At 51.9% G+C, this 16,367-nt stretch carries 9 protein-coding genes; 4 read left to right on the top strand and 5 right to left on the bottom strand.

What is annotated here, in order from left to right; all coding sequences use genetic code 11:
• Nucleotides 1–30: 30 nt before the first annotated feature.
• The 4 genes from ACQ6WK_RS09425 to ACQ6WK_RS09410 form a co-directional block, all read right to left on the bottom strand.
• Nucleotides 31–2,700, bottom strand: coding sequence for an Rne/Rng family ribonuclease (locus tag ACQ6WK_RS09425; protein ID WP_432797133.1), 2,670 nt, complete (start codon nt 2,698–2,700; stop codon nt 31–33).
• A 274-nt stretch (nt 2,701–2,974) separates the two neighbouring features.
• Entirely contained in the window at nt 2,975–4,744 is a 1,770-nt protein-coding gene (gene ptsP, locus ACQ6WK_RS09420; RefSeq protein ID WP_432797132.1) for a phosphoenolpyruvate--protein phosphotransferase, read from the bottom strand.
• Nucleotides 4,745–4,937: 193 nt separating this feature from the next.
• Nucleotides 4,938–6,170, bottom strand: a complete 1,233-nt coding sequence (gene metK / locus ACQ6WK_RS09415) for a methionine adenosyltransferase (protein ID WP_432797131.1) — start codon at nt 6,168–6,170, stop codon at nt 4,938–4,940.
• A 256-nt stretch (nt 6,171–6,426) separates the two neighbouring features.
• Entirely contained in the window at nt 6,427–7,842 is a 1,416-nt protein-coding gene (locus ACQ6WK_RS09410; protein WP_432797130.1) for a cation:proton antiporter, read from the bottom strand.
• Between the two features lie 279 nt (nt 7,843–8,121).
• Between ACQ6WK_RS09410 and ACQ6WK_RS09405 the strand changes: the two genes are divergently transcribed.
• The 3 genes from ACQ6WK_RS09405 (at nt 8,122) to ACQ6WK_RS09395 (ending at nt 13,182) form a co-directional block, all read left to right on the top strand.
• On the top strand, nt 8,122–10,572 hold the full coding sequence (locus ACQ6WK_RS09405) for a hypothetical protein (RefSeq protein ID WP_432797129.1): 2,451 nt from the start codon (nt 8,122–8,124) through the stop codon (nt 10,570–10,572).
• Nucleotides 10,573–10,776: 204 nt separating this feature from the next.
• Nucleotides 10,777–12,189 (top strand): class II fumarate hydratase, encoded by a 1,413-nt coding sequence (locus ACQ6WK_RS09400; RefSeq protein ID WP_432797128.1) that lies wholly within the window; start codon nt 10,777–10,779, stop codon nt 12,187–12,189.
• Nucleotides 12,190–12,324: 135 nt separating this feature from the next.
• Nucleotides 12,325–13,182 carry a hypothetical protein gene (locus ACQ6WK_RS09395; RefSeq protein WP_432797127.1) on the top strand — a complete coding sequence of 286 codons (858 nt, stop codon included), beginning with the start codon at nt 12,325–12,327 and terminating at the stop codon, nt 13,180–13,182.
• Between the two features lie 15 nt (nt 13,183–13,197).
• Here ACQ6WK_RS09395 and ACQ6WK_RS09390 read toward each other — a convergent pair whose 3' ends face one another.
• Complete coding sequence (locus ACQ6WK_RS09390; RefSeq protein WP_432797126.1) at nt 13,198–14,193, bottom strand: CBS domain-containing protein; 996 nt, start codon at nt 14,191–14,193, stop codon at nt 13,198–13,200.
• A 145-nt stretch (nt 14,194–14,338) separates the two neighbouring features.
• On the opposite strand from ACQ6WK_RS09390, the gene mnmG reads away from it, so the two are divergent.
• The gene (gene mnmG, locus ACQ6WK_RS09385; protein WP_432797125.1) at nt 14,339–16,222 is read left to right on the top strand and encodes a tRNA uridine-5-carboxymethylaminomethyl(34) synthesis enzyme MnmG; all 1,884 of its coding nucleotides are present in this window, start codon (nt 14,339–14,341) and stop codon (nt 16,220–16,222) included.
• Nucleotides 16,223–16,367: the final 145 nt, after the last annotated feature.

Genomic DNA, 16,367 nt, shown 5'->3' with positions numbered 1-16,367 from the left:
ACCATGGCCGGTCGTCGCCGACCTCCAACTTTATTCAGCACTATTCTTCTTTAGCAGACGATTTGAGTAACCCGAGCCAGCGGACGCGGTTGCAGCAGCTTTCTTTTTGGTACTCTTTTTCGTCCGGGTTTGTGTAGTCTTCTTTTTGCTTACCTTTTTGGTTACAGCTTTTTTCCGAGTCGCCACCTTCTTCTGTGTTTTGACAGGTTTTTCAGCTTCTGATGTTGTGTCGGTAACCTGCTTTGGCGCTGCGGATTCGTTGGCGTGGCTACTAAATGATTTTTTAGATGATGAAATATGCAGGTGCGGATCAGATGCGGTGATTGTTTTGCTCACACGACGCTTTCGGCGGATCGGCTTTTTTTTCACCGTTTTTACTTCACCATTACTAGTTTCTGTTTCAGCAGGCGTGCTTGCTTTGTTATTAGACGATTCGGTGGATGCTTTAGAATCGGCTTCTTGTGTCCCACGACCTTTTTGTGATTCATCCTTCCGAGAACGATCGCCGCCGCGTTTTGAACTTGAGCGTCGACGCCGCCCAGCACTCACTGATTTCTTGTTTTCGTCGGCGGGTTGTTCGCCATGTGTTCCATTTTTTTCAGCTTCTGCTTTCGCTGCTTCGGCTGCTTTGCGTTCGCGAGATTGTTGACGGATTTCCTCGACCGTTTTGCGGCGAGGTTTGCCGTCTTTGTTTTCTTCTTCACGATCATGCCGCGATTCATCACGGCCGCTTCGTCGTTTGCGATCATCCCGTCGACGCTTGTCGTCACGACCTTTGGCGTCGCCACGCTTGTTATCATTACGCGGATCTTCTGAACGCGAAGATTGATTTTTCTCAGATGAATCTTTCTTCTTATCCTTGTTGGAGGATTGGTCTTTCGACTCTTCCGAGGATTCGCCGTCTTTGCTGCCGCGGCCGCGCCTGCCACGACTGCCACGCCGCCGCCTTCTTCGCTTCTTGCCACCTTCTTCGTCAGAGTCGTCTTTGTCTTCCTTCGCTTCTTGGGTTTCACGTTCCTGTTGTTCTGCCACAAGCTGTGTTAGTTCAGATTCAAGCTCATCATCTGTCTCAAAGACGACTTGATCCTCTTCCGTTTCCGGAATTTCATCGATCGCAAGATCGATATAGGATTTCTCGGTCGGCTTCGCTACGTGTGCTGGTTTGCAAAGCATCTCAACATTCAACGCGACTTTGCGTTCATCAATTGCCTTGATTTCCAGCGTATCGATCTGGCTGCCGCCCACGCGCACCATCACCGGCTTGCCATATTTTCGTTCTAGCGTCACGAGTTGCGCACGTTTACGGTTCAGCAATTGGAATGCAACATCTGGGCTGATGGTCAATTCGATATGGGCTACTTTTTCATGGTGCATGACCAGTGCGAGTTGCCGCATGACTTCTAGTACTACTGTTTCGGGGCTTTTGACGTGGCCAAGCCCCGCGCAGTGTGCACACTCGTTGTAAATCGATTTCTTCAGTGACGGACGCATCCGTTGCCGCGTCATCTCCAGCATCCCAAACTGGCTGATCGGATTGATCCGTGACCGTGCCCGGTCATCTTTCAAATACTGTCTGAATAGCGATTCAATCTTGCGGCGATGCTTCATCTCCCGCATATCAATCAAGTCATTGACCACCAATCCGCCAAGGTCACGCAATTTCAACTGCCGGCAGATCTCAGCGACCGCTTCTTTGTTCGTGTTGAATGCATTACTCTCTGCATCTTTCGCTTCACGCGATGTGCCAGAGTTCACATCAATTGCGACTAAAGCTTCGGTTTGATCAAACACCAGTGCGCCGCCTGATGGTAGCGGCACTTCACGTGCATTGATCTGCTCAATCTGTTGTTCGATCGCAAAGCGATTAAACAACGGCACCGGGTCGTGATAATAAATTACTTTTGTTTTAGTCCGCGGGTTCGCCACTGCTAAGAAATCTCTCGCCCGTTTTGCAGCGGTCAGATCATCAATCACAATTCGTTCGATGTCAGGTGAAAATACATCGCGGATAGTTCGGATCACAAGATCAGATTCTGCATACAACTCGCCAACCGTTTTGGTTGCTTTTTTGCGGGTTTCAATCGACTTCCATAAACGTGCCAAGTACGCAAGGTCGCGTTTGATATCTGTTTTGGTTTGCCCGATGCCTGCTGTGCGGATGATAAAGCCAAAGCCTTCCGGTGGCTTCAATTCTGCCAAAATTTTCCGCATCTCACGGCGAGAATCATCGTCGCCTACCTTCCGAGACACGCCCATTCGCTGCATGTCCGGCATCATCACAATGAACCGGCCCGGGATCGACAAATAACTCGTCAGGGTAGGGCCTTTAGTACCGATTCCTTCCTTGAGCACTTGCACTAAAACCTCTTGTCCGCGCTTCAAGCATTTTTGAATCGGCGGGCGCTCACGGCGAGGTGTTTTCGAACCAACTTGCTCGAATTCTTCGCGGTCTTTGCCGGGGAAATATTTGGGGTGCAGATCGGAGATATGCAGGAACCCGTTGCGTTCCAGGCCGAAGTCGATAAACGCAGCCTGAATCGAAGGCTCCACATTCGTTACACGTCCCTTGTAGATGTTACCGACGTGCGATTCCGCGCTGGCGCGTTCCTGATAGAATTCATCCAGCCGTTTGTCCTTGACGATTGCAATTCTGCATTCCTCGCCTGGGACGTAATTGATCAACATTTCTGATTTTGACACAGTGCTTCCAAGCCTGCGCCTGTCGGACTAGCTGCAACATACATCGGGAGCAATATCACGCCGGTTCATCCTGAACCATGCCGTTCTTTGCCACTGGCATGCCTGCGTTTCATCCTTCAAACGCATGACTTCCTTCTTGATGGTGGCGCTCTCGCTCTAGCCTGAATCCCATTGCTCGGATTTGATCGAGCTTGTTTCCCGTAGCCGTCGAAAGATTACTTTCAATGACTGGAGATGGGGGCGAGCGTGGCTGCCAAAGTCTCTAGGCCCAAAGTTAGTAGCCGATGGAACGTCCACCGACGACTTCAGGCATTATTTTTCCTGCTTCACCCTTGAGGTAGTTTAAGACCTCACGGTTCGAGTCAAACCCACTCACTTTGCGGGCCACTCTGCGACACTGTTCGATACTTACCGAACGAATGATCTGTTTGATCTCCGGTATCGCCGGCGGCGTGATCGAGAAGGTTCTCAATCCAAGCCCCAGCAACAGCATCGTAAACTCGGGATCACTCGCCATTTCGCCGCAAAGACTCACATCTATCTTTGCTCGTTGCGAGGCCCGTATCACTTCCTTAATCAAAGTAATTACTGCCGGGTGAGCCGCCGAGTACAAATTGGCGATCCGTTCATTACTTCTGTCGACAGCAACCGTGTATTGGATCAAGTCATTGGTCCCAATACTGAAAAAATCAACCTCATGGGCAAATGTCAATGCCTGCAAGGCCGCACTGGGAACCTCGATCATCATACCCACCGGGATGTCATCACGATAGGGGATGCCTTGATCTTCCAGATCTTCTTTCACATCTGAGAGGATCATTTTCGCCTGACGTAGCTCCATAATGTTGCTGATCAGCGGGAACATGATCTTCACCGGCCCCTCCACGCTGGCTCGCAAAATCGCCCGAATCTGTGTCTTGAAAAGCGGTAAGTTCTGTAAACACAATCGGATAGAGCGACATCCCAAAAACGGGTTCCGCTCCTGCCACAGGCTCATTGGCGTCAAATCCTCCACCACCTTGTCCGCACCCAGATCCAAAGTACGGATTGTCAGTGGCCGTCCCTCCAAATTTTGGATCGCTGTCACGTATGACTCATACTGACTCTCCTCAGATGGGATTACATCCGAGGCCAGATACAAAAACTCGGTCCGATAAAGCCCAATCCCAGCCGCATCGTTACTGAGAGCCAGGTGAATCTCGTCTGGAAACTCAATATTCCCATATAGCGTAATTTCGGTCCCATCCTTGGTGACTGCTGGTTTATCCTTCAGCTCACGCAGCATCGTGGCATGCTTCGCCATCTGACGCGCTTCCTGACGGTATTCCATCAGCTTTGCTGCATCAGGGTCAATCACCACAATCCCGCGGTTGCCGTCCACCACAATCGTGTCGCCAGTGGAGACTTCGCTAGTTACATCTTCCAAGCCCACAATTGACGGAATGCCTAGCGCATGCGCAAGAATGGCCGTGTGACTGGTCCGTCCGCCTGCATCTGTTACTAGCGCCTTGATCTTTCGCTTGTCCAGCATTGCGGTTTGGCTGGGCGTGAGATCGTGCGCCACCACAATCGCCGACCCTTTCAGGTTTTTCAGATCCTCCCGGCTACTTCCGATCAAATGCTTCAGAATCCGGCGTTCCAGATCCTTCACATCCGTCACCGTCTTGCGTACAAGTTGGCTGTCATGAGCGGCAAACGTGCTCGCCAACTTCCGCAAAACCGTGTAGACCGAATATTCCGCCGAGACACGCTGCGTGCGCACCATGGTTTTGATCTGGCCAATGAGTTGTGGGTCGTTAAGCATTCCAATGTGGAAGCTAAAAATTTTAGATAGGTCTTCGCCCAGCGAACTGGCGGTTTGTTCGGTGAGGCCTTCGATCTCGACGATCGACGCGGCGACAGCTTTCTCAAGGCGATCCACTTCCTCACCGGTTTTCGCCATGGCGACAGGTCGGCGTGGAACAGGCTGATCCTCAGCGTCCATCACGAACGCTGTGAAAATCGCCACGCCCGGCGACACTGGTATTCCTCGCTTAATCTGCATGTGCCCTGTCTCTCTTCGGCTTCGTCTACTCACCCGGAATCAAATCATGAGGCGGATGCCTCAATTGTCTGAAGCGGATATAAAAACATGAGGCTTAAAGCTCATCCTGCTCCAGCATGATACATCACTATTGTATCGACCGGATCGGGACGCGCCCCAAGCCTCACGTGATTATGTCTTTTCAGTTACCGAATCAGGCGTATTTCTTGGCAGCCTTTTTCAGTTTCTCGACCATATCGGTCTTCTCCCAGCTGAACTCGCCGTTTTTACCGGGCTTACGACCGAAGTGCCCGTGTGAGCTGGTGACGCTGTAGATCGGTTTCTTCAGACCCAGATGCTTGATAATGCCGCTTGGGGTTAGCGGGAACACATCCTGTACGATCTGGCTGATCTGGTCTTCGCTGAGCTTGTTGGAGCCGTAGGTATCTACGGTCACGCTGGTTGGCTCAGGCACGCCGATCGCATAGGAAAGCTGCACTTCACAAACATCGCAGATGTCTGCCGCAACGAGGTTCTTGGCGATGTGGCGTGCCATGTAGGCTGCAGAGCGGTCGACCTTGGACGGGTCTTTGCCGCTGAACGCGCCGCCGCCGTGACGGCCACGACCGCCGTAGGTGTCGACGATGATCTTGCGACCAGTCAAACCGGCGTCGCCGTGCGGCCCGCCGATTTCAAATTGACCCGTGGGGTTCACGTGAATCGTCACGTTCTTCGGATCATAAAGCTTCTTTGGCATGCATGGTTCGATGATGTGCTTCAAAACTTCCTTGTGAAGTTTCTTCTGCTTTGCCACGCCGTTCCAATCAGCGGTGTGCTGCGTCGAGATCACAACGGTATCAATCCGGACCGGCTTGTTGTAGCGGTCATACTCAACGGTTACCTGACTCTTCGCATCAGGACGCAAGCCCTTGATGATGTTCTTTTCACGGACTTTGACATGCTTTTCCATCAGCTTGTGTGAGATATCAATCGGCACAGGCATCAGGTCTTTGGTTTCTTTGCAGGCAAAACCAAACATCAAACCTTGATCGCCGGCGCCCTGTTCCTTATGCAGGCCTTCACCCGAAGTCACGCCCATGCTGATGTCAGCCGATTGACCGTGGATCGTGCGGATGACCGCACAGCTTTCAGAGTCGAACTTCATGGCTGGGTCGGTGTAGCCGATACGTTTGACGGTTGCACGCGCTGTTTCTTCGATGTTGTGCAGTGCTTTGATCGCTTCGTCATTATGTACGGTGACTTCACCTGCAATCACGACCAAGCCGGTGGTGCAGAGCGTTTCGCATGCAACACGTGCATCGGGATCGACGGCGAGCAGGCTGTCCAATACCGCATCCGACACTGCATCCGAAACTTTGTCCGGGTGGCCCATCGAAACCGATTCACTTGTAAACAGGTAATGTCCGCTTTCCAGTTCTTTTGGCATGTCTTTAAACACCTAATTGTGAGTTGTCTTGTCGAGACCATGGCCGCATCTCTCCTTAGACGTGCCGATGGATGCCTCGTGATTATTAGATTTTAAGTGCAGTTTGTACCCCGATTTACGCCCGGCCGCAAATTTATCTCCTGCATAACGGACAGCATTCTAGCTTAATGGACAAACTCTGTCGCCCCTTTGCCCGCTGATTTAGACCGCTATTTAAGGATCAATCCAGCCGAGATATGCTCGTGATCTGATTTGTTTAATGTTCGTCTTGCAATCTTTTTTGCCCGCTCAATCCTAACCTTCCAAGCAGCGGCCCGACCGACAATCCCTGCACCACAATCGAAAACACCACCACCACATACGTCATGGTTACGATCAGTTCCCCGTTCTGAATCGCCCCCGTATCGCCTGTTGCTTTGAGCATCTGGTTTAGCGATAACGCCAGTGCGACCGAGATGCCGCCCCGCAGGCCACCCCATGTCATCACCTTCACCGCATGATTCGTAAACACTTTCTTCCGCATTACCTTGATCACCTGCACCGCGCCGCCGACACTTACAAATCTTGCCAGCAGCACCACCGGGATCGCGATCAATCCTGCCCACACATAGGTGTCCGTGAACGCGACGACCAAAATCTCAATCCCGATTAACACGAACAGCACCGCATTCAGAATCTCATCCACCAGCTCCCAGAACAGGTCGAGATTCGCTCGGGTTGTTTCGCTCATCGCCAATGCACGTCCCTGATTCCCGATAAACAAGCCCGCCACCACCATCGCGATCGGCCCACTGATATGCAGCTTCATACATAACACATACCCGCCTGTCACCATGGCTAACGTAATCATGATCTCTGTTTTGTACTCATCCAAACTCCGCATCATCAAATATCCCACGCAGCCAAGCACCAAACCAAATACCGCGCCGCCGCCAGCTTCCTTCAAAAACAACATTCCTACACCGGGAAGATCGACCTCCGGAAGTGTGTCTTCATTATTATGATCTGAGACTGATGCTCCTTGTTCATGATCATTAACAACCTGAGTTTCATGATTACTTGGCTGAGCAAGGGGTGCTTCGTGTTTCGCCCCATGTGCACTCAGTCCCGCAACACCAAGGATGGCGATAAATACCACCACCCCCACGCCGTCATTGAACAGTGATTCCCCTGTAATCTTTGTCTCTAAGCTTTTTGGCACGCCGAGCGTCTTCAAAATCGCTAGTACTGCAATCGGATCCGTCGGCGCAATGAGTGACCCAAACAGCAAGCAATAAATAAACTTCACCTCCAGCCCCAGCATACCCGTGATCCACCACATGAGTCCCCCCACGATCCCTGTTGTCATCAAGACTCCGACCGTGGCCAGTACTGCAATGATCCACTTTTGTTCTCGCAGATCGTTCAAGTTCACATGTAGCGCCCCGGCAAATAGCAAAAATCCCAGCATCCCGTGCATCAACGCTTCGTTGAAATCAATCTCGTTCAGTACGGTGCCGACCGAGTCGCTGACCGTTGGTACGAACCGTCCGGTCACCAGCAAACCCACCGAAAAGATCATTGCCAAGACCATTAACCCAATGGTTGCTGGCAGCTTCAGTATCTTGGCATTGAGGTATCCAAAGATCGCCACAAGCGTGATCAAAATAGCGCTGAGCTCAATCAGGTTCATACGGGTGTCTCGCATCAAAAGAAAAGAAAAACCGGCGTTCATGGCACAGTTTATCAAACAGTCTGTTACCGGGGCTGACAAAACGCTCCAAACAAAGGGCAGGGCAATAATCTCGATCTCGGATTTCCACATTCCAGCTATTTCCCCGCAACGTCCGCATAATCCTCCCCGATAACAAAAATCCTCCAAACGCACTTATCCCCCTGATCGATACAGACGATACCCCATGTGAAGCGTGTTATTCGATTCACAACGACCCAAGCTAGTCGGAGAGAAAGCGTGTCAAGTACATACCCAAAAGGCCGCTCAAACCCACAACATCAACTCGATCCTGCTCAAACACAGGGCATGATCGCTGAACTCAACGCAACCCTCGAAAGAGCCCGCGAAGAGCGCTTTCGTCTGATCCGTACCGTGAAAGACTGCGAGTCGCGTGCTGCAATGACCGGCGCGAACCCTGCCGCTGATGGTGTGGCCAAGCTTGCGGTTCGTATCAACCAACTTGATACAGCCATCGACAAGCGTTTCGCTACGCTCGCCCAATCTGAGTCACGTGAAGATAAACGCATCGCACAGCTTTCTCGCCTCGAACGTTCGATTGGCAAAATGGCTGAGCGTATTCAACAACAGTTTGAAGCCGCGCAGAACATTGATAAAGACGTGTCGCGCATTAACAAGCATCTGCATGCGGCGGCGGATTCCGCGCTCGGTTCCGCAAAGTCCAAACTCGACAAGCTCAATCAACGCATCGATACGCGATTGTCACAACTCAAAGAGACGGAGCAAACGCTCACTGACAATATCACCAGTTTGTCTGCCGAGATTCAGGAAGCTGCCACTGCGGTGGATACACATCTCGACCAAGCATTAACTAAAGCACGTGAGGAAGCTGAAAAGCTGTCCGCACCGCTTGCCAAGAAACTCGACGAACAATTCCAGAGCTATGCCTCACGCCTCGACCCGATGTTTGATGGCGTGAAAGCTGAACTCGAAAAAATCTTCGACGCGTCCAAGCTTGATGCTGACGAAACGATGCGTCCTGTCTATGAAAAATTGCAAGCCGCCTATGATCATGTTGACGGGCACGCCAAGCAGATCGTGGACAACTTTACCGAAGAAATCAATCAGTGCTTCAACCAGAAATTCAATCAGCACAACCAGGCTTTCACCTCCAAGTCAGCGCACTTGGAAGAGCAGATCAAGCAGCATGCCGAAACCTTCGGTTCGCAGCTTACCAGTATGCACGAGCAACTGACGCAGCTCGCAGATGAAAAACACAGCATGCTCAAAGATCACATCGTGAAGAACGAGAAGCTGATCGCTGAGCGTGTGGACAGTAACACTGCTGGCAAGCTGGACGATCTGGCCCGCAATATCGAAAGCCGCATCGCAGACAGCAAGAAGCAGCTTGAAGCCCACTTCAAGAGTGCTCAGCGGAACTACTTTGCTGATGTTGATCAGAAGCTTGACCAGATGAAGGTTCGCGCTGATGAGCACGCCGCTGAAGTATCTGCCAATCTTGAAAACGACATCGACACCACGATGCAGAACGCAAATCAGCGTGCTACATCCGTGATCACTCGTTTCAATCAAACTTTTGATAATCGCTTCAGCGAAGCCAACAGTAAGATCAATGGTGTTGACGAGAAGCTTAAGACCAAGTTGCAGTCGCATATTGACAGCTATATTCAGCAGGCTGACGAATTTGAACAGCCCTATCAGCATCATCTTGATCAAATGCTTGCTCGTGCTGAATACACACTATCGCAGCGTGTTGATGCCGTTGTGAAGCAGTTTAATGACCGGGCTGAGAAGATCATTTCGCCGATCACTGAACAGCTTGCAACTCAAATCGCCAGTTTTCACAAGCTGACCGATGAAAACGCATCAGCTGCCGAGACACGTCTTCGTAATAAATTAACCGAGCAGCAAGAATCAGTCCGTGCGATGACGCAGCTGCTTGAGAAGCAAGTCACCCGTAAGATGCAATCCATCAAGCCACAGGCTAATCAGCAGCTTGATGAAACCGAATCTATCGTGCGTGACCGCATGACACAGATGCAATCTGGCGCTCAGTCGATGATGGACATGGTCGAACGTCAACTCGGCAAACGGATCTCATCTATCGAGCCACGTATCACTGCTGCCGTGCAGGCTGCCGAAGAAATGCTTCGCACCCAACTCGACGCGCTGCAATCTGAAATCGATGCAAGTGTCGCGCCGTTGCGTGCCCAAGTCACCGGTCACTCGCAGCAGTTGGCGTTGGACATGACCGAACTGCACCACAAGTTTGATCTTGAATCGCCATCAGCAAGCGACATGGATCAGCCGCAGCTTTCACTCGCTTCAGATGATGACGATAGCACCAGTGAAACCGCAGAGCCTTCTGCTCATATCGCTGAAATTGATGCTGATCTAGCTGGTGAAGGACTTGCTGCCCGCATCCAGCGCATCGTGACTGTAATCGATCACGAGACACCTGCTGAACAGATTGTGGTCCAAACTCCCGGAACCCACACCTCAGAAACGACCGATCGCGTTTCAGAGGCCGAGAGTATCTCAAACACTTCTAGCGATGATGTTTCTGATAACAACGCCACCGTCTCCGATTTCTTCCATGATGATCAGCCGGTTGACCTGACCGATGCCGCCGATGAAACCATCGCCGAAGCCGATCAGTCGAGCGATACCGATGAGCAGAACGATTCCGACATTCAGGAAGCCGCGTAAGTCACACGCTCAAAACAGCAAACAAAACGCAAAACTCTCACGCCTCGTGAGGGTTTTTTTATGTTCATTTGATAGACAACTCATCGCTCATGTTGCATCCCACCACCACCCGTCTACAATCTCTATCAACAAACCGATGACTCCTGTGTTCTTCGCAGGAGCAATCCAATCCCCACCGAATCTTCAAATACCAAGGTAAGCATTATGACCGACACACGAATTGAAAAAGACTCCATGGGTGAGATGACTGTCCCCGCTGACGCCCTCTACGGTGCTTCCACAGCACGCGCTGTCGAGAACTTTCCCATTGCCAATTTGCCTGTTCCTGCAGACGTCATCCATGCCTTCGGCCACCTCAAAGCCGCATGTGCACAAGCCAACAAAGAACTCGGACGACTCGACGCCAAGCTTGCTGACATCATTATCGAATCTGCTAATGAGGTCGCTGAAGGCAAGCACGACAAGCACTTCCCCGTCGACATCTACCAGACAGGTTCTGGCACTTCCACCAACATGAACGGTAATGAAGTTATCGCCAATATTGCCAACGACAAGCTCGGTTTTGGTGTTGGAGCTAAAGGTCAGGAAGGCGCTGTTCATCCAAACGATCATGTCAACATGGGCCAGTCTTCAAACGACACTTTCCCAACAGGCATGCACATCGCTGGCGCACTCGCTCTGAATAACAAACTCATCCCCGCACTTAAATACCTCCATGCCGAACTTGATGCCAAAGCCAAAGCATGGGATGCCATCGTTAAGATTGGCCGCACCCACCTTATGGACGCCACACCCATCCGCATGGGACAGGTCTTCGCAGGCTATGCTCGCCAAGTCGAACTCGGCATTGATCGTGCCACATGGGCACTCAAAGAAATGCTCGTCAACATGCCAATCGGCGGTACCGCTGTCGGCACCGGTATCAATACCCATCCAGAGTTCGCCGCCAAAGTTTGTGCCGCACTCTCCACCAAGCTCGGCGTCGAATTCGCTGAAGCAAAAGACCACTGCGAAGCACAAGCCGCCAAGGATTCATTCGTCTCCGCACACGGCCACCTCAAAACCATTGCCACCTCATTCACCAAGATCGCAAATGACATCCGTCATCTTGGCTCCGGTCCACGTTGTTCCATCTTCGAACTTTCGCTCCCAGCCATCCAGCCCGGCTCTTCCATCATGCCCGGCAAGGTCAACCCCGTTATCTGCGAATCCATGATGCAGGTCGCTTGCCGCGTCATCGGCAATGATGCAACTGTCAACGCTGCCGCACTCGGCGGCGTCGGCTCCGTCTTCGAACTCAATGTTGCCATGCCCGTTATGATCGACGCATTCATGCAATCCATCGAACTGCTCGCCAACGTCTCCACCGTTTTCGTCGACAAACTACTCAAGGGCCTTGAAGTGAACGAAGAGCGTTGCACCGAGCTCATCGACCAGTCGCTGATGATGTGTACTTCGCTCGCACCTGAGATCGGCTACGACCCCGCGGCCGCTCTCGCCAAGCAAGCATTCAAGGAAGGCAAGACCATCCGTCAGCTCGCTACCGAGCAAAACCTTGTCGAACCCGCCAAGCTCGCCGAGTTGCTCGATCCAGACAAGATGACCCGTCCGAGCTAATCAATGCTTAGGTAAACATCATCAATCACTCCGTACGTTCAAACACTCGGCCATCCGCTGGGTGTTTTTTCTTTTATCCGCTATCTCTTTCACAACCATCCTCCATCTCATACCATGCAACCACTGGAGCTGCTCATGAAGAAGATCATTCCCGTCATCATGTTTGTTTGTTTATATCTGGCAAGTTCGCCGCTATTCGCACAAGCACAACCGCCCGTTGCCACAACCACTCGCGCGGCAGGGATTACTGCCAAGCCTGTTCGTCTCCACATAGAATCCGCTTTCCCCGAAGCAGAAGGCTTTGATCTTCCCATTACGACGCCATCCTTCAATGTCACCGCATTGCTCACTCTTCAGCACTCGGACAAAATGCTGATCGACATTGATCTTGACCGTTCACACGTCATCGCGTTTACCGATTCAACCGGCCAAAGCCTCATTGCACCGCTCAAGGATGTTCCGCACGCCATGACCGCTATGCCCGAGCAGCCATCTATCGAATCTCCGTTTGGCATTTCCAAAGACGGTAAGCACCTCTTGCTCGAATTTGCTGCTCCCAAGCTTCCAGCTGCCGGTGCCGTTTCCGTCCACCTTGCAGCTGCGATTCATCTTCATACAGCAAACGGCATTCGTAGCGTCACTCTTCCCAACATCCCGATGAAGAAAGGTGTTATCACCTCCCAAGGTTCACAATCTATCAGCATCACCGATATTCAACCGGCCACATGGGATCGTGCGGAGCGCATCGTCAGCCTTGCGATGCCCGAGCATACTGCGGAGCAAATTCACAAGATCATCTTTTTCGATGTGGCGGGCAAGAATATCACGGGTCAACATATCGCGACCCTTACCCAACTCAATCAAACTCAGATGGATATCGCTCTCACTGATGCTGCCGACATTGCTTCAGTTCAGATTCAATTCTATGAAAATATCGAATCATTGACGGTTCCGATCAATCTCACCGTCGGCCTTAGCCTGTCGAATCGTTGATTAGATCCTGTTGCATCACAGCAAGATCAGAGTTCCGATTCCAAGATATACGATTAGTGTGGTCACATCCGCCATCATCAATACCACTGGCCCAGCGGCAACCTTCGGATCAAGATTGAGTCCATGAACTACCTTCGGTACCATCAATCCGTATAACGCGCTTGCCACCATACTCAGCAGAATACTTCCGCCTATCACTAGCGGCGGCCACACATCCCCCGGCCAAAAAATACTCGCGCCCCCCACCACCAAACCACTCGTCACCGCCAGCATCCCCGCCGTCTTCCATTCCTTCATAAACTCACGTACCAATCGACCCAGCGTTTCCTTCATCCCGCCAATCTGTTGTAGGCTGATCGTTAATGATTGAATCGAAATACTCTCATTGAGCGCGAGTACCAATGGGATAAATGCTGCAAGCACAATCACCTTGTCCAGTACATCTGAAAATACCGTTGCGATAAATGCGCAGATGAGTCCGCCCGCAATGTTCACAAACAGCCACGGCATTCGCAATCCGTAACCCCGCAGCACGCTTGCCTGCTCAACTTGCTGCACACGCATCCCGATGATCTGAAAGCTCTCCGTCAGGCGTTCCATCTCCTCAAGCTCTTGCTGCTCATCGACAAACACGCCCACATCGACTGCGCCCAATAGCTTTCCCTTTTGATTGACCACTGGCAATGCTAAGAATTTGTGTGCATCAAAGAGTCGTAATGCTTCTGCTAACGTCGCATCGTTCTTTACGCTCATCACTCCCGACGACATCAGATCCGAAATCCGTTCATCATCCGAATCTGCTAGCAATAGTCCCCGTGTTGTCAGGACCCCAACTAGTTTTTCTTCCTCCCAATTGTTCACCACATATAAATAGGTAATTGGCCGCTGTGCACTCACTGCCCGCAGCTTTGCGACCGCATCACCCACTGTTCCGCCCTCATGTACTACCGTTTGCACCGGATGCATCTCATCGGTTACCGGCTTCTGCAATATCGCATTCAAATCAGTCATAGTACCTCAACATTTCTATCGACCAGCGAATCATATTCCCGCACTTCACATTGAGCCCCGATAAACAGCTTCATTCGCTCCAAGCAATGGCGACATTTCATTGTGATTTCCGACCTGCTTCCTTGCCCTGTATAATCCTCCGTCCATGAATGATCGTCTCATACATCCAGACTCATATGACATCATCGTCATCGGTGGTGGCCACGCTGGTGCTGAAGCCGCATGGGCTGCTGCGAACTTGCTTAAAGGGCAAGGAGGAACCGTTGCGCTGATTACGATTGATCCTGCCAAAGTTGGCGTCATGTCATGTAACCCCGCCATCGGTGGCCTCGCTAAAGGGCAAATCGTCCGAGAAATTGATGCGCTTGGTGGTCTTATGGGTACTGCCATTGACAACACCGGTATTCAGTTCCGCATCCTCAACCTCTCCAAAGGACCAGCCGTTCGAGGCCCCCGCGCTCAGGCAGACAAATACCTCTACGCCGCTGAAGTGCAACGTCTGCTCGCGACGCGCCCTAACCTCGACATCCTCCCCGGCACCGTCGATGAGCTCCACGCAGAAGATGGCCGCATTTCCGCAGTCGCCTACACCGACACAACAACGAATAAACAAATCACACTCACTTCTCGCGCGATCATTCTCACCACCGGCACGTTCATGCGCGGGCTCATGCACACGGGCGAGCAGCAAACCAAAGGTGGGCGCGTCGGTGAGGATGCCGCATACCCCATCTCCGATTCACTCATCAAGCTCGGATTTGACCTCGGTCGCCTTAAAACCGGCACGCCCCCACGCCTTGATGCAAACACCATCGACTTCGCCTCACTTGAAATCCAGCCTGGTGACGAAACTCCAGTTCCGTTTTCTGACCTCACCGATCGCGATCAGTTTCCCAAGCTCAAGCAGCTTCCTTGCTACATGACTCGCACAGTCAAATCATCACATGACCTCATCCTCGCCAACCTCGAACGCGCCCCCATGTACAACGGGCAAATCGAAACCGCCGGCCCGCGATACTGTCCATCCATCGAAGACAAAGTCGTGCGCTTCGCCGATCGTGAATCTCATAATGTCTTCCTCGAACCTGAATCACTCTCCACAAACGAAATCTACTGCAACGGTATCTCCACCTCACTCCCTGCCGACATCCAGCAGCAGATAGTCAACAACATGCCCGGCTGCGAAAACGCAACCATCCTCCGTCACGGTTACGCCGTCGAGTACGACATGGTCTGGCCGCACCAGATTGACGCCACGACGATGACCAAGATCGTTCCTGGCTTATTTTTAGCAGGACAAATCAACGGCACCTCCGGCTACGAAGAAGCCGCGGGGCAGGGCCTTCTTGCGGGCCTAAACGCCTTCCGCTATCTCCAAGGCGAAGACCTCTTCCGCTTCACCCGCGATCAATCCTACATCGGCGTCCTTATGGATGATCTTGTCACCAAAACCCCGCGCGAACCCTATCGTATGTTCACAAGTCGCGCCGAGTTCCGCCTGTTGCTCCGCGCTGACAACACTGATTTTCGTCTCACACCGCTCGGCCGCGACCTCGGCCTCGTCGATGATCGTCGCAACGATGCTCTGCAAAACAAACTCGCTGCCCGCAATGAGCTCGAATCCTATTTGTCTAACCATCGGATAGATCTTGATAGTAGCGGTTCATCAATACCCATGATCAACTGGATCAAACGGCACGATGTCTCTCCAGCACTCGCCGCCGAAACACTCGCCGCAACCACCTCTCTTTCAGAAGCCGGACGCGATCCCAATCTCATTGCCACTGTGATTGCCGACCTGCAATACGAAGGCTACATCCTCCGCCACCGGCGCGAGGTCGAAAAACTTGCTGCGCAGGAGCACACTGACATCCCCACCGCCATTGACTATGAATCTATTACCGGGCTCCGGAACGAAGCGGCCCATACACTCAATAAATTTAAACCTGCCACGCTCGGCCAGGCCGCTCGTCTTGCCGGTGTCACACCCGCCGATCTTATGGTCGTTTCTGTTGCGCTTGCCAAATAACTCCCGATAATTTTCTGCCCCTGCCATCCTCACTTGCGATTCTAGACATCCTTGTCTGTTTGACATCGCACATGTCCCATATCGCTACCGATTCGCCCTGATTTCACTTTCATCTTTAGATTAGCCGATAAACTTATTACCACAG

Source organism: Poriferisphaera sp. WC338, assembly GCF_050931845.1.
In the GTDB taxonomy this organism is placed as follows: Bacteria; Planctomycetota; Phycisphaerae; order Phycisphaerales; family Phycisphaeraceae; genus Poriferisphaera.
Note: the sequence above shows the minus strand (reverse complement) of the source record. Positions and strands in the feature narration are given on the sequence as shown.

Coding starts and splice junctions, on each gene's coding strand:
- ptsP (WP_432797132.1), bottom strand. CDS start 4,744: ATGCAGATTAAGCGAGGAATACCAGTGTCGCCGGGCGTGGCGATTTTC.
- metK (WP_432797131.1), bottom strand. CDS start 6,170: ATGCCAAAAGAACTGGAAAGCGGACATTACCTGTTTACAAGTGAATCG.
- ACQ6WK_RS09410 (WP_432797130.1), bottom strand. CDS start 7,842: ATGAACCTGATTGAGCTCAGCGCTATTTTGATCACGCTTGTGGCGATC.
- ACQ6WK_RS09400 (WP_432797128.1), top strand. CDS start 10,777: ATGACCGACACACGAATTGAAAAAGACTCCATGGGTGAGATGACTGTC.
- ACQ6WK_RS09395 (WP_432797127.1), top strand. CDS start 12,325: ATGAAGAAGATCATTCCCGTCATCATGTTTGTTTGTTTATATCTGGCA.
- ACQ6WK_RS09390 (WP_432797126.1), bottom strand. CDS start 14,193: ATGACTGATTTGAATGCGATATTGCAGAAGCCGGTAACCGATGAGATG.
- mnmG (WP_432797125.1), top strand. CDS start 14,339: ATGAATGATCGTCTCATACATCCAGACTCATATGACATCATCGTCATC.